Annotated in this window: 1 protein-coding gene; it reads right to left on the reverse strand. The window is 42.5% G+C overall.

The features are described 5' to 3' along the window. Positions 1–165 precede the first annotated feature (165 nt). Positions 166–600 (reverse strand): phosphohistidine phosphatase SixA (sixA, locus tag R7040_RS28020; RefSeq protein WP_318097826.1); only part of this gene is annotated, 435 nt, incomplete at its 5' end.

Consider the following 600-nt stretch of genomic DNA (forward strand, 5'->3'; position numbering starts at 1 on the left):
CTGGTTTTGCTCTCTATTCCAGAGAAGTAACACATACATTCTAAGAATAAGAAAGGCAGGATATTCCTGCCTTTTGTTTATCAATATCTAATTTTTAAATGCTTGTTTTAGATGTCTGTCTATTTAAGAGATCGATTTATCTTTAGATAACGATGACTTAGACGCTTAAGGCGTAATATGCCAAAGCACCTCACCACGCTGTGTTTGTGGTTCGTATTCGATGCACACTAAACCAGAAGTTGGGAACATTGGAGGCGTCATCTCTTTCACAAACTCAGACGTCAAATAACCAACTAACGGTAAATGAGAAACAAACAATAGAGACTCTAGTTTCTCGACTTCAATGAGCGCGTTCGCAAAATCAAACACGCAATCCGATTGACCGTATGGTGTGATGTCGTCACTGGTCTCGATGCTTTTTGTCGAGAAAAACGTACTGATTTCTTGCCAGGTTTGCTGAGCACGGATGTACGGGCTCACCAACACTTTGTCAAATTGAGCAAAACCTTGCTCAGCACAAGCTCGTGCAACAGCCTCTGACTCGGTTCTGCCTCTTTGGGTCAGTTCTCTTGCTGCGTCTGAATCTGCGAAATGCTCAGC

It is taken from the genome of Vibrio sp. 1069 (assembly GCF_033340555.1).